This is a genomic window from Paenibacillus sp. JNUCC 35, assembly GCF_058269095.1.
Map to the genome: position 1 here is coordinate 248,184 of NZ_CM177771.1, position 22,556 is coordinate 270,739.

A 22,556-nucleotide genomic window follows, 5' to 3' on the forward strand; every position below is an offset into this window, starting at 1 on the left:
TTTAACTCAAAGCATTTTCCCGAAGAGCTGTTCTGCCTTCAAGCAGCAAGCTCCAGCCGGTCAGAACAACGGCGGCCACGACCATGATGCCGCCCACCCACGTGGTATGGATCAAGCCCATCCGTTCGGTAACGATCCCACCCAGGTAAGCGCCGATGGCGATCCCGGCATTGAACGCCGCGATATTGATCGCGGATGCGACATCAACCGCTGCGGGAACATAGCGCTTGGCGAGCGTCAGGACGAACACCTGAAGCCCGGCCACGCTCATAAAGGCGAACAGCCCCATCAGAATGACGGTGATCAGTCCGGCTGCCTTGTACGGGGCCGTGAAGGCAAACGCGAACAGGACAACCGCCTGTAGGAGGAACGTGACAAGCAGGGCAGGCAGAGGCTTGCGGTTCGCGGCTTTGCCGCCGATCACGTTGCCCACGGCAATAGCGATTCCGTAAACGAGGAGCAGCAGGGTGACGGTATTCTCCGCGAAGCCGGTGACGGTATGGAGCAGCGGAGACAGGAACGTGAACACGACGAAGGTGCCGCCGTAGCCCAGCGCCGTAATGACGAACATCAGGAGCAGCCTGCCGTTCGTCACGAGCTTCAGCTGATCGCGGAACGTGGTGCGGACTCCCTTCGGCAGTGTGGAAGGGATGAGCATGCTGTTCGCGATGAAGGCGACGACGCCCACAACGACGATGGCCGCAAAAGCGAGCCGCCATCCCCACTGCTGGCCGATGAAGGTGCCGATCGGCACGCCGGTAATGGTCGCCACGGTCAGCCCCGTGAACATGATGGAAATCGCGCTGGCGCGGCGGTGTTGGGGGACGAGATCGGCCGCAATCGTCGAGCCGATGGACATGAAAACCCCGTGGGCCAGCGAAGAGACAATGCGGGCGGCGAGCAGGACGCCTATGGTCGTCGCGCCAGCTGCCAGGCTGTTGCCGATGATGAAGACGACCATAATCCACAGGAGCAGCGTTTTCCGCGTCATCGTGGAGGTCAGGGACGTCAGGATCGGGGCGCCGAGCGTGACTCCGAGCGCATACATGGAGACGGTAAGTCCCGCTGTCGTCAAGGAGGTCTGCAAGTCCTCCGCAATCAGAGGCAGCAGCCCTACGCTAATAAACTCGGTGGTGCCTATGGCAAATGCGCTAATGGCCAGGGCCAGTAGAGCGAGCGTGCTTTTTTGTGAATCGGCAATCATGGTTCCCTCTCCTATCGGTTCAGAATTCCGGGTATAATTGGAAGTCTGTTATTTGAACGAACGGTATGGTGCATACCGGCCGGTGAATGCTATTATGGGGGATAGAGTCTCACATGAAAAGAACGTACTTTTAAGTACTATAGGTACCTCGGAGTACCGTAGTATCTTTGGGGAAACCTATAAAGGGAGGTCCGTAACATGACGACAAAGAAGAAATACAATATACCGGTCGAAGCGACTTTGGAGATTATCGGGGGAAAGTGGAAGTGTGTGATCCTTTGCCATTTGACGTACGGGAAAAAGCGCACCAGCGAGCTGAAGCGCCTTATGCCGGCGATTACGCAAAAAATGCTCACCCAGCAGCTGCGCGAGCTGGAAGAAGACGGCGTCATTAAAAGAACCATTCACCAGGAAATTCCGCCGCGCGTGGATTACGAGCTCAGCGAATACGGGTGGGGGCTGCAAAAAATCCTCGATTCTCTATGCGCCTGGGGCGAGAAACACATCATTAAAGTATACGGGGACAAGTCAACCGTCCTGGAAGACAGCTTTTTAAACGAGAAAAGCCTTGATAAGGAAGAAGAGTCACCGGCAAGTTGACATAACATAGGAGGACATCTAAAATAGTTCTATGACTATCGAACAATTAACTGTGGAAGACGAGCGGCGGGTCAAGATTTTTAAGGCGTTGGCCGAAGTGAAGCGAATCGAAATGATCCGGTATCTTCATCGTCATGACCGCAGCAATACGTGCGGGGAGATTGGCGAGTCCGTAGGCATGGACAAATCGAACGTATCGTATCATCTGAAGATTTTGTATGAAGCCGGCCTCATAAAAGTGATCCGCAGCGGCCAGAATAAAACGAGTGAACTGCGGAGAGACGTGTTTCATCAGTTTTTGCCGGGTTTCTTGGACAGTTTATAAATTGTCGGGAAGCCTGTATTTTTTGGTCCAATAGTTTTAAAGTTTTAAAACTATCAAAATCGGGTAAAAGCAGGTCACGCCTGCTTTGGTGCAGCTAGTTTGTGCGATAGCCTTATTTTTTATTAACCATTGTTCAATAAAACTAACGAGAAATGAGTGAATTCATGTGCCGATAAATAAACAAATCGTACTCCGTTCGCGTCCCGAGGGGATGCCGACCGTTGATCATTTCGAATTCCGGGAAGTTCCCGTATCCGATCCTGCCGAGGGCCAGGTTGTTGTGCGTTCGCTGTACTTGTCCGTAGACCCGTATATGAGAGGCAGAATGAACGACTCCAAATCTTACGTGCCGCCTTACAAGCTGGGCGAGCCGATCAGCGGCGGGATTGTCGGAGAGGTTGTATCGTCCCGTTCGGAGCAATTCGAAACCGGGGACAAAGTGCTGGGGATGCTCGGCTGGCAGCTGTACAACACGGTAGACGCTTCCTCCGTCCGCAAAGTGGACGAAGGCCTCGCCCCGTTGTCCGCTTATTTGAGCGTACTCGGACTAACGGGAATGACGGCCTACTTCGGTCTGCTGGATATCGGCAAGCCGAAAGAAGGCGAGACCGTCGTCGTGTCCGGCGCGGCCGGAGCCGTGGGCATGATGGTCGGGCAGATCGCGAAGCTGAAAGGAGCGCGCGTCGTCGGTATCGCGGGCTCGGACGAGAAAACCGCGTACCTGGAGAAGGAGCTTGGCTTCGATGCCGCGGTTAACTATAAAACGGCGGATAACCTGGATGAAGCGATCGCAAAAGCTTGTCCCGACGGAGTCGACGTTTACTACGACAACGTGGGCGGACAAATTTCGGACGCCGTGATGAAACAGCTGAACGACCATGCGCGCATCCCTCTTTGCGGCGCCATCTCCTCCTACAACAGCACGGACGGCGACCTGGGTCCCCGGATTCAGCCTCAGCTGATCAAGACCCGCTCTCTGATCCAGGGCTTTGTTCTGAGCGATTACGCCGCCCGTTTTCATGAAGCCGGAGCTGATCTGGGCAAGTGGCTGTCCGAAGGCAAGCTGAAGTACGAAGAAACGATTGTGGAAGGCTTCGACAACGTTCCTAAAGCGTTCTTGGAACTTTTTAAAGGAACCAATCTGGGAAAAATGCTTGTAAAAGTAAGCGAGGCGGATGGAAATTAACCGAAAATCGGCGGCCGCGCAGCGAGATGGAAGCAGAGCTAACGAACAAGCTGTATGAAATAAAGGTTAAGTGACGAAGGGTGGGGGGACGTGTGCTGTCCTCTTCTTTTCGTTAGACGGAAATATAGAAAAGGAAGTGTTCTGAGATAACGAAACGCTGGCGCACTTGACTTCGCCTTTCCTGCCCTTCGGCGGGATAGGAAAAACCTCCAGTCCCGCAAGCTGCGGTTCCGGAGGTTTTTGCGTTTTTGTCGGCTTACAACCGCTCGTTAGGGAACGGATTGCTCGTTTTGGACGTGATGATTTCACGCTGCGAGCCGTCTTTCTTAACACGGCCGAGAGAAAAAACGATATCTGCGTAACGGTGCGTTGTGGAACTCTTTGTTTCATAAGTCATGAAATAGATCCAATCACCGATCACGTTTAACTTAACGAGCGTGTTGTTTATCCGGAGTTTTTCCGCGCCGCCCTGCAGATCGGTCAGATAGACTTTCCGGTCAAGGAAGCTCAGCGCCTTTTCCAGAACGAGATAATCGGGTCCTACATAATAACGGCTCAAGGGCACGTTGTCCACAGCTACAGATTCCTCGCCGGTCTGTATGGACATTTTCAGAAGCTGGTTAGCGTCCTTATGATAGTAGATAAAGCCGTTGGCCGCGCGCAGTTCATGGACGAATTCCTTTGTGTAGGTTTTGCGGTTTCGGCCGTCAAGGTCCAGGGAATAGAGACCTCCGGTGCTCCGCTTGTAATAGATGCGTCCTTGATAAGGGACGAAATCCATGACGTCCTCGTCTTTTTGCGAAAGCTCTTGTTTGCCGCTTCCGTCAAGCTTTATCTTGAAAAGAGGGCCTGAGCCGAAACCCGCCGTAACGTTGTAGTAAATCCAGTCCCCGGTTACATAGACTTGTCCGGCTTTTTCTTTGCTGAGCTTCGTGCGTTCGGTGCCGTCGGGCCGGATCCGGTACACTTCTCCCGCGTCGGTCCGTTCTCCCTGAGTAAGAAGCCGATAGTACACCCAGCCCCCGGTCACTTGGATCTGAGCGGCGGGGTCGTCCGTGATTTTTACAGACTCGGCCCCGTCTTCTTTCATCCGGTACAGCTTGCTTTCATCGCCCACGTTCTGATAATACACCCACCCGTTCGATTGGGTGACGAATGCTTGATTCAGAATGTTCTGGACGTCGTTTCCTTCCCCCGGAGCAAACACGGAGGCAGGTGCCGGCGTATCGCCCAGGGTTACCGTATGTGTATCGGCATTCCAAGCGATCGCAATGCCGAGTGCCTCGGCAATGAAGCGGACAGGCACCATGACCCGGCCGTTTTCTTGCTCCGCGGAGGACTCCAATGCGGCCTCCCGCCCGTCAATGTGCGCCAGAGTGCTCCCGACCGTCAGGTCGATAAGGGTGGCGCCTTTGCGCACGGTGGCGGTCTTCGTCGACTGGGACCATTCGACTTCCGTGCCAAACGCCTCCGACAGCGACCTCAGCGGTACGTAAGTCAAGCCGGATTCCGCTTGAATATAGGCGCGGGAGTCGGGAAACAGTTCGGCGCCGTTGACGACGACCGACACATCCTGCCCCAGTGATGCGGATGCGGAGGAGATCCCTGCGGAGAAGTCGAACAGAGAGAGTCCGATCAGCGCGGGAACAAGGCGCAAGAGCCGGCCTGCTTTACTTTTGAAGCGTGAAGAATTACCGTTCTTGCCGTTCCTAGTATGTAAGCCTGAAGAGAAGAATACGTTCATTCTGGATGCAACCGACCTTTCCAAAGAAGATAGTTCCTATATCGGATGATAACGACAATCCTTGCAGACTTTTCTCTAGGCCCGGATATACAGCGTAAATTCCTGGCCGTCTCTAACGGGCTCCTGGGCCATCGTATAGCCGTGCTTCACCACTTCTTCCGGTACGTTGCGGAAGGCGGCCGGGCAGTCTGCAATTACCTGCAGAAGCTGCCCTTTTTTCATATCGCGAAGGGTTTCCAACGTATAAATGACGGGATAAGGGCAGGATTCGCCCCTGATATCGAGTGTGTAATCAACGGACATGAGTTGTGTCCCCTTTCTTGAATCCGGTTCCGAACCGGTAATTTTTCTGCCAATAAGCGGCCACGGCGAATCCGGCGGCCAGCAGCGCGAGCGTAGCGAACAGGGCGCCGTAAGGGCCCATTAGCGGGATGAGGTTAATCTTCGAGCCGCTCTTGGCGAGCAGGTTAAAGACGCCGAGATGATCCCAAGCGTAAGCGAGTGCGGTCGCTCCGATAATGTTGCCGATAAAGACCGGCAGAAAGACGACCTGGCCTTCCATCAGCCGGTACATCATGCCGGTTTCGCAGCCCCCCGCAAGCACGATGCCGAGGCCGAACAAAATTCCGCCGACCAGTGTGCTGGGTGCGGCGATTTTGGTGATGGGCTCCAGCCCGTACACGAGGATGATGATCAGCGTGGCCACGGAGCTTATCGCCATGCCTGCGGTAATGGCCTTGGTCATGGCGGCGCGGCCGCTGATCCAGAGATCCCGGAACGCCGAGGTGAAGCAGATCTGTCCGCGCTCGATCAGAATGCCGAAGGCTGCGCCGAAAATCGCGGCGGCGCCCAGCATGGTTTTGCCTGAGGCGAAGAAATAAACGATCAGCGCCGCGTAAGCGAGGGCAATCCCCGCCCCCACGTAGGGCTGTACGATCCGTTTCTTCGCGGATGACGGGGATGCGGCCGTATTGCCCTTGCTCAGCACGGGCTTGCCTTTCCACCAGGCCATGTTCACGACCTTCACGCCGAGATAAGTGCCGATCGCGGTAGCCGCGATGAAGATCCAGGAGTGCAGCGAGAATTGCGGCACACCCGTGAAGAAGGCGGCCAGGTTGCACCCCAAGGCCAGCCTTGCGCCGAATCCGGCGATAATTCCTCCGACGAACCCCTGCACAAGCCGGCGTTTTTGCTTCGGAATGCGGATTTTAAAATTGTTGCTGAGCAGAATCATAACGAGGGCGCCGATAAACATCCCCCAGACAATCCATCCGTCGGTGCGGGTCAGCGTCGTCCCGTTCATGCCGACCAGTTTGAAATAAGCCCAGTCCGACACATCCACGCCGAAGAGCTGGAGAATGTGCCCGCCCAGACGGGTGAATTCCCCGGTTACCGCCCAGACGGTTTTCGTGATGCCGAAGTACAGAGCGCTTAAGACGCCGGCTAAACCCATGGCGATATAAGGACTCCAGTAGTGAGTGAAAATTTTCTTGATGGTCCCCTGCATACTTCTTCTAGCCCCTTACTCTAAGTAGTCAATCTTATCCATTGTTCAGTCTACTCAACCCATTCTACTACAACCTCCGGAACAATGGGGGAACCCGCTTTATAAAAAATTCCAGACAAAACAAAAAATCAGGGCAAAAGTTTTCTTTTGCACCTGATCCGAATTGTGACTTTATCCGTTCCATGAGGGGAACCCGTTATAGGCTTCCGTTTTAACGAAGTCAAGCAGCTTCACAAGCCATTCCGACTCCAGCTTCATCCGGTTATGGACATAGTCCTGAATGAGATGAACGCTCGGCTGCGTTTTGTCCTTGAAGGACTCCCAATCCTGATTCTGCTGCTCGCTTCGGTTTCTCATCTTGTCTATAACTTCCTCGATCAGAAAAATAAGCTTGTTCTTATCGGCATGCTGCAGAAAAAGGGTAGACGAATAGAGCGATTCGACTCCAGTGAAATTCCGGAAGCTCGCGTAGATTTCCTGTTCCAGAAACTCGCGGCCTTTCGGTGTAATTCCGTAGGTCGTTTTTTCGGGGCGGTTGTCCTCGCGGATAACTTCGCGTTTTTCGATGTAGCCCTTTTTTAACAGGACGTCAAAATTGTAATAAAGGGTTCCGTCGTTGATCTTGTAAACGTCCTCTATGTTGTTCTTCTTGAACATTTTCTTTATATCGTAAGGGTGGTGATTGCCTTCGCATAAGATTCCCAGAATAAAAATCTGCAGTGACATCGGAAAGTCTCCCCTTTGAACCATCATGTTGAAAAACCGGGGGTCCGCCGGACCCCCGAGCCTTCTTATTGTACACGAAGAGGGCTCAAGAAGCATCCGTCAGCGCTTTTTTCTTGAATCCGGGAGAAACGAACAGATAGGCCAACTGTCCGACCACAAGCGACGCAATGGCCATACCGGCGAGACCGAGAAGATTTTCCCCGATCTTGCCTCCGCCGAAGAGCAGGCTGAAATCGGTTTGTACGGTGTAGTACATGATGGAGATGTGGCTTATCCATCTGAACAGAGCCGGCATCATATCCTGCGTCATGACGGCGCCGCTGCTGATGGTCTGGAACAGCATAAGCGTCAGGTTCGCGAAAATCGCGGCGTCTTTGAGCAGGTAGCAGAAAATAGACATAAATTCGATCGCCGCGAACAGCTCCAGCGCATGAACGAGCCATACCTGAAAGAAGACGCCGGCTTCGTAACCGCCTTGAATCAGGAAGTAAATCGTCAGGCCGATCAGCGGAGAGAAGAAGGCGACAAGCGCGTTTACTCCCTGTGCGTACCAGAAAGCCTTGGCGCGGCCGAGGATAGGGGTATAGGCCCGGGTTGCGCCCGTAACCATCATGGAGAAAACCATGGCTCCCACATAGCTGACCATCGCCAGGAAGAAAGGCGCCATCTGATTATGCATCCCCGCCGGCACTTTATTGATATTGATCATGTTGGGCGCAAGCTTAGTCGGGATCTCGGCCGCGAGCTGCTTGGCCTGCTCTTCCGGCATGTTCAGTTTTTGCAAAATGCCCTGGGTGTTTTGTACGGCGAACTGCTGGTTCAGACTGCCGGTAATTTGCGTAACGACCGACTGCATCGTACTGGTAACCGTCGCCGGGTTAGACTGGTTGATCATAAAATCCATCGGAGCTTTCTGGTTCTGCTGGGAAAGCTTCTCCGTAAAGTCCGCGGGGATATGGATGACCATATGAACGTCACGGTCGTTCAGCTCTTCCCGGGCCTGCTCCAAAGAAGCGCCCATAGTAACGTGGAAGGGCAGCTCTTTCTGCAAGCTGGCGGCGATTTCCTTGCCGGCCTGCGTATCTTCGTTGACGATCGCGATCTTAAGCTCGTTGATATTCTTGGGAATCGCGCTGTATCCCGACATAAAAATGGCGATAAACGCGACCTGGTAAAACAGGATCATCGTTAACCCGCCGATCACGGCTTTGCTTTTCATAAAATTTAAAAATCCGTTCACGTGCGCTCACTCCTAGAGAAATTATATTCTAATCAAAGTACTCTAATTAGAGTAATATATTTTTGTAATTCTACGCTTGGGAGTCTGGCTTGTCAAATATATAAATGATGAACGGACCCTTATCGTGAAAATAAGTCAAAAGACTTAAATTTAACGAAAACTTTATCAAAAAAAGTCAAAAACAACATGTTTTAAAATCGTAATTTCAGGTTTAATAGGAGTTAAGACCTAAATACTACATAAAAATGAGGAATCTTATGAAGTTCAAACAAAAGCTTGCGCTCAGCTTTGCAGCGGTATTGCTGCTGACCTTCGTAGTTGGGGCCATTGGTTTATACCAACTTACTTCGGTGAACAAGGTTTATCAGAGTCTCATTAACGACCGGGTAGAGAAAATTCTGATTATCAAGGACTTGGGAACAACCGCGGCCGAAGAAACCAAAAACGTACGGGGTTATCTCCTGACGGGCAATGAAGAACATTTTAAAAGTTACGAGCAGGACAGACAGACGTTTAAAGCGGATTTGAGCAAGCTGCAGGCTAACATACATCAGGACAAGTCGAAAGAACTGGCCGCCCGTTTAAGCATCCTGGAAGAACAGTATGCGGGCATCGTGGCCGAAACAGCGGCATACAAAAAAGTGGAAGATATCCGGAATTACACCCGGCTGGTAGAAGAAAAGTGCGTGCCCATGGCCCGCCAACTGGCGGATACGGCCGCGGAGCTGGAAGAATTTCAGCAGTCGCAGCTGAACCAGTCCGTGCAGGAGACTTCACAGAAGGTAAGTGACATCAAGACGCTTCTATGGGCCACGGTTCTTGTGGCGCTTGTCGCAGGCGTCGTTCTCGCCTATCTGATCACCCGAATGATCGCACGTCCCGTGGCGCTTGTGGCCCAGGCGGCCAAGCGGATCGCGAACGGCGATTTGACGGGCGACGATGTGCGGCTCAAGCAGAAAGATGAAATCGGCCAACTGGCGGGGGCTTTTAATGAGATGAAAGCGAACCTGAGGACGCTGCTCGCCAAAATCAACCGGAACGCCGTTGAAGTGGCTGCCGCTTCCAAGGAGCTGTCGGACGGCTCCGAACAGGCGGTCACGGGCGCGCAGCAGGTGGCCGAATCGATGCAGGATATTTCCGGGACGGCCGACCGGCAGGTGAATCAGCTGCGTGAAAACAAACAGGCGATCGAAGAAAGCGCTCAGAGTATCCAGCGCATTGCCGAGTCGGCTTCGATCACGGTGGAGTCATCGGAACAAGCGGCGCTTCAGGCGGAAGAGGGTAGGAAGCTTCTCGGGGAAACCGTCGTCCAGATGAAACAGATCCGGACCACGATAGAAGAATCCGCCGCGGTTATTCATGACCTGGGCGAACAGTCCAGAAACATTGAGAAGATCACGGCCTTCATCAAAGATATCGCCCAGCAGACGAATCTCTTGTCGCTTAATGCGAGCATCGAGGCCGCGAGGGCCGGAGAACACGGCAAAGGTTTCGCTGTCGTGGCGGGAGAAGTGAAGAAGCTGGCGGAGCAGACGGGGGAAGCTTCAGAGCAAATCGCGAAGGGTATTCAGCGGATGGTGCAGACGGTTGCTCAATCCGTAACCGCCATGAACAGGGGATCTGCCGAGGTCGAGGCCGGAACGCGTGTCATGAACCGCACCGGGGAAGCGTTCAACGACATTTACCGGGCGATCGGGACCGTAACCGGCCAGGTGCAGGAAGTCTCGGCCGCAACCGAAGAGCTGTCGGCCGCTACGGAACAGCTGCTTAAGGCGGAGGAACAGCTTGCCGGCTTGTCCGGGGATATTTCCGGCCATTCCCAGAGCGTAGCGGCTGTCTGTGAGGAGCAGCTCGCTTCCATGGAGGAGATTTCCGCGTCTTCCGACGCGCTCAGCCACATGGCGAAGGAGCTGCAGGACGAAATTCAGAAATTCAAATTCGAGGGCGATGAACCGGGGGCGGCAAGCCAGCCGAACGTTCATTACCGAGGACACGGGGAGCACGCAGCGGCTTCCTAAAGCGTTCCCGCCTGCCCGCAATAAGAACAGCCGTCAGCCTCGGAGGAAACCTCCGCGGCCGGCGGCTTTTTGGCGTATCGGCAGAAGCAAGGGAAGAGCGGCAGCCCATCGTTCACGGCATCAGCGTAAGATGTACCCGCCGTCCGGGAAAAGAGTGCTTCCGGTCGTGTAGCCGTTCGTCATCAAGTACACGACCGTGTGCGCCACTTCGTCCGCGTTTCCGGTTCGGCCGAGCAGGCACATGTCGTTGTACGCGTTGTACGACTCCTCCCGTTTCTCCCGAGAGGCGCCCTCCCAATTGAAATTGGTCACAATTGTGCCTGGGGAGACCACGTTGACGCGTACGGGGGCCAGCTCGACCGCAAGCGCTTTGCCGAGGCTTTCGATGGCTCCGTTGCAGGCTGCATAGGAAGCCCCGTCGCCAAGCGGGCGCTGGCTGAAAGCCCCTGACATCAGCACGACGGAGCCGCTGCGGGACAGATAAGGCACCGCATATTTGACGGCGTTATACTGCGGCCAGAATTTCCCCTCGAAGCAGCTGTGCGCGGTCTCCGCGTCCGAGGTGATCGGTCCCCGCACATAAGAAGCGCCCGGGGTGAACAGATGATCGAAAGCTCCGACCCGGTCGAAGAACGATTGCAGCTCGTCTTCGTTCCGGTTGTTCAGCCGGAAGGTCCGCACACGCCCGGCCGGTTGAATATCCTCATGCGACGAGACACCGCGCGCTGGAAGCTGGATCGCTTCTTCGGCCTGTTTCAGCCTTTCCGCGGAACGTCCCACGATAATCACTTCCGCTCCCTGTCCGACAGCCTGCCGGGCTGCCGCCAGCCCGATTCCGGAGCTTCCTCCGATAATCACGACACGCTGGTCTCTTAACGTTGACATCGCATCCATCTCCTCGTTTCGTAGTTAAAGCTGAGGGCAAACGCGCTTGATTTTCCGGGATTGTCCGTAGCGGATCGCCAGATCCAACCGGAACCGGATATCCGGATCATGGATATCCGTCCGCAGCAGCTCCCGGATTCTCTCCAGCCGGTACAAGACGGAATTGCGGTGGATGAACAGCTCTTCGGCCACCTGTTTCGTGCTGCCCGACTTCAGGTAAGCCTCGAGCGTCGGCAGCAGCTCCGTCCCGGCTTCGCCGTCGTAATCCAGCAGCGGCTGTATCAGCTCCCCATGAAGCTGTTCCAGGAGCGGGTGGCCGGCGACGTCCATGAGCAGATGCTCTACCAGCCTATCATGGAAATGGAGCACTTCCGGCTGATCCGCCGCCTGCTCTCCGAAAGCCAGCGCCTGCCGGGCTTCCAGGCAGCTCGCGTGCAGGTCCGCGTATTGGCCGCGGACAGCGCCGATGCCGCACCGGACGATCATGGCGGCTGCGTCCGCTCCAACGATCCGGGAAGCTCTGGCCTCCAGCTCCGCCTTGTACTTGCGGGCGGTTTCCAGCTGCTTCCCGGTCTCCGGCCGGTCTGCCGCGCAGATAAGGAGCAGGCGGTCGTTGATCTCGACGGCCAGCCGTCTATGCCCGCCGCTGTCGCGGTTCACTTCTTCGGCCAGGCGGGAGTGGAGGGTCTTAACCGTCTCGGAATCCGTATCCGCGGGACAGGAGGCCCGGAGCGCCATGACGTAAACGAAACCGCCGTAAGGGATGCCCAGGTGCTTGGCCCTGTGCCGGAGCAGGTCTTCCTGGCGGGAAACCCCGCCCGAGAGAAGCTCCGCCGCAAAAAGCTCCTGCTCCCGCGACCGGTGAAGCTGCTGGGCCTGCCGGATCGTAAATTCGATGGCGAGAGCCATCACGGCATGATCCAGGCACATTTTTTCGAAATGGTCCCCGTCTTCCAACTTCCGCGTAAGCGACAGCGTTCCGAATATCCGGTTTCCCGTAAAAACGGGGCGGTTTTCCACACCGGCTGCCGCGTTATAGTCCGCTGTGCTGCTCTCCACTTCGCCTTCCCGATTGAGAATGGCCACTTCACAACGCAGCAGCTTCCCGATAAGAATCACAAGCTCCGAAAATTTGCGGTTCAGGACCATGCCGGTGAACTGCTGGTTCACTTCGTGGACCTCTTTAAGCAGATAAGCCTGCCGCTGCAAAATCTGGTCCATAATGGAGCGCGTCATGTCCATGAAAGGCACGTCCAGCGGAATATCGAACAGCGGAATGCCGTAGCGGTTGCTCAGCTCGATCGCTTCGGGATGCACTTCCTGCAAATATCGTTTCGTTTTGATGCCGACGGCAGAGCCTCCGACCCGGTGCATTTCATCGAGAAGCCTGCACAGCATGGACGGCTCGAACCGGAAGGAGTAGCCCGTGGTCAGGATAAGCTCATTGGGCCGCAGCCAGCCCGTGAGATCCGGCGTTTCCATGCAGTCTACATAAAAAATTTCGTTGGACAGCCCTTGTGCCCCCGCCAAAACCTCGGCTCCCCGGAAGAGCGGCATATCGAGCAAATTTTTAACCGTAAAAGACGTCGTCATCGACTCACCTCGCAGATAGATCATGGCTTGATCGTACCACAATCTCCCGGAATGCAGGCAAGAAGCCCGCCCTCTTGCGATTAACTATACCAGAGGCTTTTCGCGCTTCGTATGGGCCGCAAACTAAAAAAAGTCCGGGGTGTTTGGGCGGCTGCACAAAGGAAAAAACGTTTTTTTTCTATATGATGGCCTAAGAGGGAATGGTCCCGAAGCCTCGCTTCATGCTTCAACTTTTGTGCAAAAGGGATTCGGGAGGTTAGCAGCGAACGTAATTTCATAAAAAGCTTCTGAAACCAGATAGATTTTATAAAGCCGTGGTGTCTGTATAAAGGAAAGGAAGAAGTGCTCCGGGGAGCGGGAAAAGGAGAAGGACATGGAGATAACGGAACACGGGGGAAGCAAAAGGGTAACCGGACAGCCGGATAAGGGAGAGACTCGGGAGATGTCCCCTGTAGACGCCGTACCGGGTCTGTTTGTCCGGCGCAGGGAGATGATGCCGATACCGGATGAAGGACGGCCGGAACCGGAGGCGCCGGAAGAGCACGAGCTGATTGACCGTGCCCGCCGGGGCGACCAGGAGGCGTTCAACGAGCTTGTCCGCAGGCACAGGGCCCAGGCGCTCGGACTAGCCAACCGCCTCGTGGAAGACCACTCTCTCGCAGAAGATGTCGTGCAGGACGCGCTTTTCCGCGCTTTCCTGCACTTGGGCACGCTTGCCGATGCGGGCAAGTTCGGCCCCTGGCTGCGCCGGATCGTGCGCAATCAGGCGCTGTTGAAGCTGCGCCGGGGCGGGCCCTTCGGCCGGGAGCGGCCTTTCTCCAGCTTGCCGGCACCGTCCGCCGTCCGCCATTCGGCCGCCTCGGCCGGTGCCGGCTGGGACGATGTCGACGCGATCCTGTTCCGGCTGGAGAACGCGGCCGCTGTGGAGGCGCGGCACCGCGCCGATCCGACCGAGAGCCTGATGCGCAAGGCGATGCTGGAAGGCCTGCGGTCGCTGCTGCACGGCCTGAGCCCGCGGGAGCGCGGCATCTTCGAAGCGCATTTCTTCGGCGAACTGCCGCCCGCGGAAATAGCCCGGCTGCTCGGCACAGCGACGGCGAACGTGTATAACTCGCTGTCCCGTTCCCGCGCCAAGGTGCGCAGGGAGCGCATCCGTGTCTCGCTCCAGGACTACGTGCGGAAGCGTGCGCAGCTTGGATTGCCCGCCCGCCATATACTGGCTCCCCCTCCCTGAGAGAGTATCGATTAACGATTAGCAGGAGGCGTTGGAATGACGAAGACATTCGAGAAGGATTGGTCGAAAACGTTGACCTCGGCCGCGAAGGCCGTTCATGGAGCCGTGAGCTACACGGATAAGAAACATCTCACTCTTGTAGACGTTATGGGATTGACGGGGCACGCGTTTCGTATGAACATAGACCCCGTCAAAGTCGGGATCGAGTCGCCCACTTCATTTCCCGGAGGTTACATTCTCCGCCGGAATTTGTGCAATTTAGGGTTTATCAGCTCCATGGGAGAGGCTGCGGCTCCGATTACTCCGGAGAAACTGGAACAAACCATTGCCCTCGTCCAGGAATCCGTGGATAAAGGGTATCCTGCCATCGCATTTGATTTGTTTGTTCCTGAGTTCGGACTTATTTACGGTTATGACGACGAAAAACAACTTTTTTACGCCAAAGATGCGGAGCGGGAAGGAACCGTTACCTACGCCAAGTTCGGGGAGCCTAAAATCGGTCTTCTGTTCCTCGTGACCATCAGCGAGAGCCTGCCCCATTCCAAGTACGAAATGCTGCGGATGGCACTGGATATGATTGTCGATCATACCCGCGGCCGGGAATGGAATCATATTTTCAAAGACCGCTTTGTGACGGGGCTGGCGGGTTACGACTGCTGGATCGACGCGATCAAGGAAAGGAGAGCCGATGAGCTGGGCCATGCTTATAATACGGCCGTCATCGCCGATGCGCGAGAATATGCGGCCCGGTTTCTGAGAGAGCTGACGGTTAAATGGAATGCGGGTAATTCCGTCGAACGGTATGTGCGCGAAGCCGCTGCCGAAGCCGCAGCGCACTACGGGGCGGTAGCGGACGCGTTCTCCTCCCTCCGGGAGATGTTTCCGTTTCCGCAGGGAGGGGCGCTCAGGGATGGCGATATGGCCGGACGTGCCGTGACTTTACTGCTGAAAGCGAAGGAAGAGGAAGCGAAAGGCATTGCCGTACTGGAAAAGCTGCTGAGTTTCATGAAAGCTTATCATTCGGAGAAGTGGGTGCACTGAGCGGGTCCCCGTATGAAAACCGTCCTTGGGAAAGGGCGGCTTTTTGCCGTTCCGGCTGAGATGGATTATTTTCAAAAAGATATTTCCCGATTCCAAAGAAAAAGCATTGACGCCATATACTTATCGTTATAATATTTATCGTAATAAATAAATGCAGGAAAGGAATGCCATGAAACTTACCGATTATTGCGTCAAGGTGGGCGAGCTGCTGCGGGTGATCGATACGAAACACACTAAAATCGTCAACCAGCACTATTCTCCGCATAATCTTACGGCTCCGTCGATCAACATTTTGCTTCTTCTCGATAAGGAAGGGGCTATGCGGGTCAGCGATATCGGGTCGGCGCTCAATATGGTCGACAGCAATGTTTCGGCCATTTGTTCGCGGTTGGAGAATATGAACCTGATCGAGCGCTTCAGGACGAAGGAAGATCAGCGTGTGGTGAAGATTCAACTGTCCCCGGAAGCGGAGGACAAGATGAAGGATATTATCGCCAACGTGCATGAGTTTCAGGAGCTTTTCGTTAAAAACTCGTCGCAGGAGGAGCTTGAAGCTATCGTCCGGGGACTTTCCCTGCTGGAACGGCTGCTGGATAACGTTTTGAAAGAAAAGATGAAATAAGATGCTCAAGCTTCCGAAGATGCCCTGGTGGGCATCAAAGATGCGGCGTCGGTTGCGGATTGGGGTAATGGCTCGGCAAGCGTCATGAAGGCCAAGGAAACATCGAAGGCGATGGTGACCTGCTCAAGTAACCCAGGCCGGGTGTTCCGCTATCGTTTATCCGACTAAACAGATGGGTTTAGATGTAAACAAAAAGTTCGCCGGAATTCCGGGATTTCATTCTTTATCAGGAGGGATTTTTATGAAATGGTCCAAAAGTTTAACCGCTGTCCTCATGTCCGTCATTCTTCTATCGGCAAGCGCATGCAGCGGAACGGGAAGCCCGGAAGGGGCGGAGAGCTCGTCCGCTTCGAAAACCGGCGGCAGCCTTATCGTGGCGATCAAGGACGATCCGAAAACATTCAATCCGCTGTACGCCGGGGACCGCATGTCCCTTACGATCGGCAAGTCGCTGTTTGCGCCGCTTTTCAGCATCAATGACGGCAAGAAAACGTTCGTGCTTGCGGAGAGCCTGACGCCGTCCGCAGACCTCAAGTCATACGTGCTGAAGCTGCGCAGCGGCCTGACGTGGCATGACGGGGAGAAGCTGACGGCCGACGACGTCGTGTTCTCCTTCGAGCAGGTGCTGGACGAAAAGCAGCACAGCTATTTCCGCAGCCTGTTCGTGCTGGACGGCAAGCCTATCCAGGCGAAGAAAATCGACGACCTGACAGTGGAGTTCACGCTTCCGCAGACAACGGCCGCATTCGAGGGCGCGCTGGTACAGCTGATCCCCGTTCCGAAGCATATTTTCGCCGGAGAAAGCGACCTGGAGAAAAGCTCCAAGAACAACCAACCGGTCGGCTCCGGGCCTTTCAAATTCAAGGAGTACCGTCCGGGAGAATATGTGACGCTGGAACGGTCCGACTCTTATTTTGCCGGGAAAGCGAAGCTGGACAGCATCACTTACCGCGTGGCTAAGGACAGCAGTGCGGCAGTACTTGCCCTCCAAAACGGGGAAATCAATATGATGCTGATCGAGCCCCAGGACTACAACAAAGTGAAGGGCACCGGGCAGGCGAACGTCATTACGTTCCCTTCGGGCGGAGTCACGACGATGGTGTTCAATACGAACATCGAAATTATGAATAAGAAGGAAGTCCGTCAGGCTATCGTGCACGGCCTCGATAAGAAGGAACTGATTACGACAGGCTTTTCGTCACAAGAGTTTGCGGAGCCGGCTTCTTCCATTTTTTCGCCGGATACTTTGTACCAGCAGAAAGATCTGAAGGGGTACGAATATAACCCTGAAAAAGCGAAGGAACTGCTTAAAGCGGCCGGAGCTGAAGGGCTGAAAATCCGCTTCGCGTACTTCAACGGCAGCAAGGCGGAGGAGAACATGTCGCTTTACTTGCAGCAGAAGCTGAAAGCCATCGGCGTCACCGTAGAGCTGATTCCCCTGGACGGAGCGGCGCTCGGCAAGAAAGCCCTGAACAAAGACAACAAGGAATACGATATGTCCTTCGGCGGCTACAGCATGGGCTTCGAACCCGATGCCTACAAACCGCTCTATCTCAGCAGCGGATCGTACAATTATTCGCATTACAAAAACAGCGACTTCGACGCGCTGTGGACGAAAGCCGCCGTGGAGACGGATCCGGCCAAACGCGCGAAGCTCTACCAGTCGATCCAAGAGCTTTCCGCCGAGGAAGTCACGACGTATCCGATCGCTTACGGCAAGTCGATCGTGGCGGTAGACGCGAGATTCGCGGGTCTCGAAGAGGCTGTGCCGAAACAGGTTGTGCTGTTTGACGATTACTCGAAAATCTACATGAAATGAAGCCGGTAGTCCGGACGGAATCGACGACAACCAGGCGTCATTGACGGAGGAATTTCTTTTGGGAAAATACGTGCTGCACCGCATCCTGCAGTTGATACCTATCCTGCTCTTTATTTCGATTGTCTCGTTCGCGCTGATCCGGCTGGCGCCCGGAGATCCCGTTCTGTCTTTTGTAACGCCGAATATGAGCCCGGAAGATGTGGAACGGATTCGGCAGAACATGGGGCTTGATCAGCCCCTCTATATTCAGTACTTGCTCTGGTTGAAAAATGTGCTGGTGGGCAATTTCGGGTACTCGCTGAACAATCACAGGCCCGTGCTGACCCTGATCGTGGAACGCCTTCCCGCAACAATCGGGCTGATGGGCTCCGCATTCCTGCTCTCGCTGCTTGTCGCGGTTGTGCTGGGGCTGATCTCGGCCGTGTATAAAAACAAGCTGGCGGACCGTGTGCTCAGCCTTCTGTCGTACATCGGCATTTCTCTGCCGGGCTTATGGTTTGCGCTGATTCTGATCTATGTCTTCACCGTTAAGCTGCACTGGCTTCCGAGTATGGGGATGCGGACGATCGGTGTCCAATCCGCCTGGGATGTCATCAAGCACGGCATCATGCCTTGTCTGGTCCTGTGCATCACCCATGTCTCCGTGTTTATGCGCTATATCCGGTCGAGTACGATCAGCCAGCTGGAGGAGGATTACGTCCAGATCCAGTACGCCTACGGCTCGACCAGACGTACGGTACTTTTCCGCCATATTCTGAGGAATGTGCTGCTGCCCGTGATTACGCTGTTCGGCTTGTCCTTTGCGGAGATTATCACCGGCGCTTTTATTGTGGAAAGTATTTTCTCATGGCCCGGCATGGGCTCGCTCGGCATCAACGCGGTCTTCGGTCTGGATTATCCGCTCATTATGGGCATGACGATGATGTCGTCTTTCCTGCTCATTTTCGGTAATTTGCTGGCCGATGTGCTGTACGGCCTGGCAGATCCCCGAATAAAAACGATGAGGTGAGGACGAATGAACTCCATGAGATGGCGCCTGCTTAAGGCGCAGCTGCTCCGGCAGAAGTCGGGCCTCGCGGCGCTGATCTTGCTCGCGCTGTACGCGCTGGCGGCAATATTCGCTTTCGCCGTCCCGTACGACCCCAATGCCATTCATCTGACGGAGCGTTTGCAGCCTCCGAGTGCGGAGCATTGGTTCGGGACGGATGACAACGGCCGCGATTATTTCGCGCGCGCTTTGTACGGCGGCCGGGTTTCGCTCAGCGTAGGCTTCCTGGCGATGATCTTGTCCGTCGTTATCGGGACGGCCGTAGGCACGGTCAGCGGGTATTTCGGCGGCAAAACGGACAGTTTTATTATGCGCGGCGTCGATATTCTGCTGTCCATTCCGTCCTTTTTCCTGATGCTTATTCTGAACGCCTATTTAAAGCCGAGTATTCTGACCATCATTCTGATTATCGGCCTGCTCAGCTGGATGTACATCTCCCGGATTGTGCGCGCGGAGACCATTTCCGTCAAGGAAAGGGAATATGTGCTGTATGCCCGTGTGTCCGGGCAGAGCACCTTCCGGATTATCGCCCGGCATATTATTCCGAGCATTGTCCCGACAATTATCGTGGCCGCCACGATTTCGATAGCGGGTACGATTATGATGGAGTCCGCTTTGAGCTTTCTCGGGCTCGGCGTAAGACCGCCGTATGCCTCCTGGGGCAGCATGCTAAACAACGCCAAGGGCTATTTGGGTGAAAACCCCTATCTGGCCTTGTTTCCCGGTTTATTCATTCTGACGACAGTTCTTAGCTTCAATTACCTGGGTGATGTGTTCCGTTCGGCGTTCGAACCGAAGGTGAACCGGCGCTAATTTTTCAGCAACGGAGTGGAGATGAATGGCTTCCTTATTATCGGTTCGTGATTTAAAAACCTCGTTCTTCACCCGGGAAGGCGAGGTGCAGTCTGTCCGGGGCGTGAGCTTTACGGTAGAGAAAGGCGAGATGGTCGGCATTGTAGGCGAATCGGGAAGCGGCAAAAGCGTGGCGGCCAAGTCCCTGATCCGTCTGATTCAGCCCCCGGGCAAGATTGTCGGCGGCGAGGTGACGCTTCAGGGGACGGATACGCTGCGGCTGCCGGAAGAAGAGCTGAGGAAGCTCCGCGGCAACCGGGTGGCGATGATTTTCCAGGACCCGATGACCTCGCTCAATCCCGTTGTTAAAGTCGGGGCGCAGCTTACCGAAGTGATCCGCCGCCATCAGAAGCTCGGCCGCAAGGCGGCCCGCCTACGGGCGATAGAACTGCTCCGGGAGGTCGGTATTCCGTCGCCGGAGAAGAGAATCGACCAGTACCCGCACGAATTCAGCGGGGGGATGCGGCAGCGTGTGATGATCGCGATGGCGATTTCCTGCCGGCCCGAGCTGCTGATCGCCGATGAGCCGACCACTGCGCTGGACGTCACAATCCAGGCTCAGATTCTGGATTTAATGAAGAATCTGTGCGATACGACAGGGACGTCCGTTCTGCTCATTACTCACGATCTGGGCGTGGTCGCGCAGGTCTGCACCCGGGTCGTTGTCATGTACGGCGGGCTCGTGATGGAAGAGGGACCTGTGGAAGCCATTTTCGAGACTCCGCAGCATCCGTACACGCAGGGTTTGCTGCGGTCCATCCCGAAGACGGGTGGCGGTTCCCGGGAGAAGCTCGTGCCTATCGAGGGCACGCCGCCGAATCTGCTCGATCCGCCCCCGGGCTGCCCGTTCATGGAGCGCTGTCCCCATGCGATGGAGAAGTGCCTGCGGCTCCCGCCGTATTACGAAGCGCAGCCGGGACACCGTTCGCTGTGCTGGCTGGCGGAAATGCCCGGCAGCCGCGATAGCGGGAGCGTGCCGCAGGCGGCCGACACGAAGCGAAAGGAGGGAGACTCGTGAGCCAAGAGCGCGATACAACGGCCCCTGATGCGAGTCTTGCTGCGTTGAAGGGCACGGACCCGGGTGATGCAACCGGCTCCCCGGACAAAAACCGGGACGTGCTGATCGACGTCCGGGGGCTCAAGAAATATTTCCCGGCGTCCCGATCTTTGTTCGGGCGTACCACCCGAGAACTGAGAGCGGTCGACGACGTCAGCTTCCGCATTCACCGCGGCGAAACGTTCGGGCTCGTCGGAGAATCCGGCTGCGGCAAGTCCACGACAGGCCGCAGCATCATCCGGCTGCACGACGTCACTTCCGGCGAGATCCGCTACGACGGCCGCGATATGGCCGCTATGACCGAGAAGGAGCTAAAGCCTTACCGGAAGCGGATGCAGGCCATTTTCCAGGACCCGTATTCCTCGCTGAATCCGGGGATGAACGTCCTCCAGCTGATTTCCGAACCGCTGGAGATCCACAGCGCCTTTTCACGCGCGGAGCGGCGTGAGCGTGTGCTTGAGCTGCTGGCCAAGGTCGGCCTGAAGAGCGAGCATGCCGACCGCTACCCTCACGAATTCAGCGGAGGCCAGCGGCAGCGGATCAGCATCGCCAGATCGCTGGCGGCCAGCCCGGAATTTGTGCTGTGCGATGAGCCGATTTCGGCGCTTGACGTGTCGGTGCAGGCACAGGTGGTCAATATGCTGGAAGAGCTTCAGGATGAGCTCGGGCTGACCTATTTGTTCATCGCCCATGATTTATCGATGGTGCGGCATATTTCCACCCGCATCGGCGTGATGTACCTGGGCAAGCTGGTGGAGGTCGCCCCGAGCGAGGAACTGTATACGAGCCCGGCCCATCCTTATACGGAGGCGCTGCTCTCCGCGATACCGGTTCCCGATCCGAAGGCTGCTCCGGCAGGCGGCCGCATTCTTCAGGGGGATCTGCCGAGTCCTCTGGAGTCGATAACGGGATGCAAATTCCGCTCCCGCTGTCCGTTTGCGATAGGCCGCTGCGCGGTGCAGGAGCCGGAGCTGCGGGAGATCGCCCCCGGGCATTATGCGGCCTGCCACTTGCATGAGTAGCGGAATTTTCTATAAACTGAGATAAGAATAGACCATGATGCGGCAGGCAGAAACAGCGACAGCTTACGAATAGAGGTGTTTCTTATGGAGAAACAGGGAAGATTTTCGCAAAAAACGGCTATATTACTGGAGCGTGTGCGCCGGTTAGGCCTTTCCGACGAGGTGCTGCTGGCCAGTGCGGCGTCCGGAGATGTAAAGCCTTTGCAGGAAATATCCGGAAATGATTCCGATTACGAAGATTTTTTCGTTTATGGAGAGGCGCACGGAGAACAGATTGCCGAAGGCATCCGAAACGGCTACCGGATGAAATTCAATACCATCGGCGGGCTCCAGGCGTGGCTCAAAGAACGGCTCGGCCGGGAAGCCGAAACGGATTTCACCGCGTCCGTAGGCCGGATCGACGGACTCTCGCTGACGGTGGACGAGGCGGAGCTGCTCCGCGGTTCTCTGGCTTCAAACTGGCTCCTGCGGGAGGTGCCGCTACAGGCGGAAGGGCAGGCGGACCAGACATCGGCGAGTGGGGAGGCTCCGGCACTCTCCGCTCCGGGACAAAACGGCACTTATTCGCTTCTTCTTAAATTTTTGCTCGAGAGGGACTGACACACAAGTAAAGGCTGGAACCGTGCTTTATGCGGGGTTCCAGCCTTTTATTCATGCGAGCGGGCGCAAAAGAGCAAAGCGTACGGAGAAGGCAGAAGCGTTACATTGCTTATCCGAAACAAGCGGCTCGAACCTTTCCCTCTTAGAGTCACAGGTTTTCCGTGGCATAAACAAGCAATACCCGTAGAAAACCGTGCGTAAAGCCGAAATAACGTAACGGGCCGATCGGGCCG

Annotated in this window: 21 protein-coding genes; 13 read left to right on the forward strand and 8 right to left on the reverse strand. The window is 55.6% G+C overall.

The window, feature by feature from the left end; genetic code table 11:
• Window position 1 precedes the first annotated feature (1 nt).
• Window positions 2-1,204 carry an MFS transporter gene (locus tag AC2TF6_RS01225; RefSeq protein WP_491309632.1) on the reverse strand — a complete coding sequence of 401 codons (1,203 nt, stop codon included), beginning with the start codon at window positions 1,202-1,204 and terminating at the stop codon, window positions 2-4.
• 198 nt (window positions 1,205-1,402) lie between these two features.
• Between AC2TF6_RS01225 and AC2TF6_RS01230 the strand changes: the two genes are divergently transcribed.
• The 3 genes from AC2TF6_RS01230 (at window position 1,403) to AC2TF6_RS01240 (ending at window position 3,315) form a co-directional block, all read left to right on the forward strand.
• Window positions 1,403-1,804 carry a winged helix-turn-helix transcriptional regulator gene (locus AC2TF6_RS01230; protein WP_491309633.1) on the forward strand — a complete coding sequence of 134 codons (402 nt, stop codon included), beginning with the start codon at window positions 1,403-1,405 and terminating at the stop codon, window positions 1,802-1,804.
• A gap of 31 nt (window positions 1,805-1,835) precedes the next feature.
• The gene (locus tag AC2TF6_RS01235) at window positions 1,836-2,129 is read left to right on the forward strand and encodes an ArsR/SmtB family transcription factor (protein WP_009675772.1); all 294 of its coding nucleotides are present in this window, start codon (window positions 1,836-1,838) and stop codon (window positions 2,127-2,129) included.
• A gap of 166 nt (window positions 2,130-2,295) precedes the next feature.
• Window positions 2,296-3,315, forward strand: a complete 1,020-nt coding sequence (locus AC2TF6_RS01240) for an NADP-dependent oxidoreductase (protein WP_491309634.1) — start codon at window positions 2,296-2,298, stop codon at window positions 3,313-3,315.
• A 256-nt stretch (window positions 3,316-3,571) separates the two neighbouring features.
• Here AC2TF6_RS01240 and AC2TF6_RS01245 read toward each other — a convergent pair whose 3' ends face one another.
• From AC2TF6_RS01245 to AC2TF6_RS01265, 5 genes are all read right to left on the reverse strand, one after another.
• A complete protein-coding gene (locus AC2TF6_RS01245) occupies window positions 3,572-4,972 on the reverse strand; it encodes a DUF5050 domain-containing protein (RefSeq protein ID WP_491309635.1) in 1,401 nt (466 codons plus the stop codon).
• Between the two features lie 162 nt (window positions 4,973-5,134).
• On the reverse strand, window positions 5,135-5,362 hold the full coding sequence (gene yedF / locus AC2TF6_RS01250) for a sulfurtransferase-like selenium metabolism protein YedF (protein ID WP_009675875.1): 228 nt from the start codon (window positions 5,360-5,362) through the stop codon (window positions 5,135-5,137).
• On the reverse strand, window positions 5,352-6,566 hold the full coding sequence (gene yedE, locus AC2TF6_RS01255) for a selenium metabolism membrane protein YedE/FdhT (RefSeq protein ID WP_491309636.1): 1,215 nt from the start codon (window positions 6,564-6,566) through the stop codon (window positions 5,352-5,354). Before yedE ends, yedF begins: the two co-directional genes overlap by 11 nt.
• Before the next feature lie 171 nt (window positions 6,567-6,737).
• Window positions 6,738-7,292 carry a PadR family transcriptional regulator gene (locus tag AC2TF6_RS01260; protein WP_491309637.1) on the reverse strand — a complete coding sequence of 185 codons (555 nt, stop codon included), beginning with the start codon at window positions 7,290-7,292 and terminating at the stop codon, window positions 6,738-6,740.
• 85 nt (window positions 7,293-7,377) lie between these two features.
• A complete protein-coding gene (locus tag AC2TF6_RS01265) occupies window positions 7,378-8,532 on the reverse strand; it encodes a YhgE/Pip domain-containing protein (protein WP_491309638.1) in 1,155 nt (384 codons plus the stop codon).
• A gap of 257 nt (window positions 8,533-8,789) precedes the next feature.
• On the opposite strand from AC2TF6_RS01265, the gene AC2TF6_RS01270 reads away from it, so the two are divergent.
• On the forward strand, window positions 8,790-10,550 hold the full coding sequence (locus AC2TF6_RS01270; protein WP_491309639.1) for a methyl-accepting chemotaxis protein: 1,761 nt from the start codon (window positions 8,790-8,792) through the stop codon (window positions 10,548-10,550).
• Between the two features lie 120 nt (window positions 10,551-10,670).
• Here the strand turns inward: AC2TF6_RS01270 and AC2TF6_RS01275 are convergent, their stop codons facing one another.
• Both AC2TF6_RS01275 and AC2TF6_RS01280 read right to left on the reverse strand, forming a co-directional pair.
• Entirely contained in the window at window positions 10,671-11,444 is a 774-nt protein-coding gene (locus AC2TF6_RS01275) for an SDR family oxidoreductase (RefSeq protein ID WP_491309640.1), read from the reverse strand.
• Window positions 11,445-11,459: 15 nt separating this feature from the next.
• Window positions 11,460-13,028, reverse strand: a complete 1,569-nt coding sequence (locus AC2TF6_RS01280; RefSeq protein WP_491309641.1) for a PucR family transcriptional regulator — start codon at window positions 13,026-13,028, stop codon at window positions 11,460-11,462.
• A 373-nt stretch (window positions 13,029-13,401) separates the two neighbouring features.
• On the opposite strand from AC2TF6_RS01280, the gene AC2TF6_RS01285 reads away from it, so the two are divergent.
• The 9 genes from AC2TF6_RS01285 to AC2TF6_RS01325 all read left to right on the forward strand — a co-directional run bounded on the left by AC2TF6_RS01285 (window position 13,402) and on the right by AC2TF6_RS01325 (window position 22,323).
• Window positions 13,402-14,262: an RNA polymerase sigma factor gene (locus tag AC2TF6_RS01285; RefSeq protein WP_491309642.1), complete on the forward strand. Its 861-nt coding sequence runs from the start codon at window positions 13,402-13,404 to the stop codon at window positions 14,260-14,262.
• Window positions 14,263-14,298: 36 nt separating this feature from the next.
• Window positions 14,299-15,303, forward strand: coding sequence for a hypothetical protein (locus AC2TF6_RS01290; RefSeq protein WP_491309643.1), 1,005 nt, complete (start codon window positions 14,299-14,301; stop codon window positions 15,301-15,303).
• Between the two features lie 169 nt (window positions 15,304-15,472).
• Window positions 15,473-15,925 (forward strand): MarR family winged helix-turn-helix transcriptional regulator, encoded by a 453-nt coding sequence (locus AC2TF6_RS01295; RefSeq protein WP_218230582.1) that lies wholly within the window; start codon window positions 15,473-15,475, stop codon window positions 15,923-15,925.
• Window positions 15,926-16,166: 241 nt separating this feature from the next.
• On the forward strand, window positions 16,167-17,744 hold the full coding sequence (locus AC2TF6_RS01300; protein WP_491309644.1) for an ABC transporter substrate-binding protein: 1,578 nt from the start codon (window positions 16,167-16,169) through the stop codon (window positions 17,742-17,744).
• A 58-nt stretch (window positions 17,745-17,802) separates the two neighbouring features.
• The gene (locus tag AC2TF6_RS01305) at window positions 17,803-18,753 is read left to right on the forward strand and encodes an ABC transporter permease (protein WP_491309645.1); all 951 of its coding nucleotides are present in this window, start codon (window positions 17,803-17,805) and stop codon (window positions 18,751-18,753) included.
• Window positions 18,754-18,759: 6 nt separating this feature from the next.
• Entirely contained in the window at window positions 18,760-19,605 is an 846-nt protein-coding gene (locus AC2TF6_RS01310; protein WP_491309646.1) for an ABC transporter permease, read from the forward strand.
• A 25-nt stretch (window positions 19,606-19,630) separates the two neighbouring features.
• Window positions 19,631-20,662 carry an ABC transporter ATP-binding protein gene (locus AC2TF6_RS01315; protein ID WP_491309647.1) on the forward strand — a complete coding sequence of 344 codons (1,032 nt, stop codon included), beginning with the start codon at window positions 19,631-19,633 and terminating at the stop codon, window positions 20,660-20,662.
• A 44-nt stretch (window positions 20,663-20,706) separates the two neighbouring features.
• Window positions 20,707-21,723 carry an ABC transporter ATP-binding protein gene (locus AC2TF6_RS01320; RefSeq protein ID WP_491311734.1) on the forward strand — a complete coding sequence of 339 codons (1,017 nt, stop codon included), beginning with the start codon at window positions 20,707-20,709 and terminating at the stop codon, window positions 21,721-21,723.
• Window positions 21,724-21,807: 84 nt separating this feature from the next.
• On the forward strand, window positions 21,808-22,323 hold the full coding sequence (locus AC2TF6_RS01325; RefSeq protein ID WP_491309648.1) for a hypothetical protein: 516 nt from the start codon (window positions 21,808-21,810) through the stop codon (window positions 22,321-22,323).
• Window positions 22,324-22,556: the final 233 nt, after the last annotated feature.